The sequence below is a fragment of the Vibrio genomosp. F6 genome (assembly GCF_005146325.1).
Lineage (GTDB): Bacteria > Pseudomonadota > Gammaproteobacteria > Enterobacterales > Vibrionaceae > Vibrio > Vibrio cortegadensis.
Genome location: NZ_SYUT01000046.1, coordinates 3,228 through 3,434, shown reverse-complemented (window position 1 = coordinate 3,434; position 207 = coordinate 3,228). Strand labels below are relative to the sequence as shown.

General features: G+C 39.6%; 1 pseudogene. It reads right to left on the bottom strand.

What is annotated here, in order from left to right:
- A pseudogene (locus FCV43_RS20685) lies at positions 1-115 on the bottom strand (GFA family protein); the annotation flags it as partial.
- Positions 116-207: the final 92 nt, after the last annotated feature.

Genomic DNA, 207 nt, shown 5'->3' with positions numbered 1-207 from the left:
ACCTTCTAGGATTTTCGATTCCATTTGGTAATATTAACTCAAGAACTACCGAACCGCAGTGGCACGTAGCTCTATGTTGTAGCTTAATTTTTGTATTTCCAACTTGATCAATCATACTCAAAGCCTCCATGCTTCATAACGCCCAATTAAGGTGCGACAACGCTATTACACCACACTAAACCATTGCGCCGTAAACACAAATTTCAA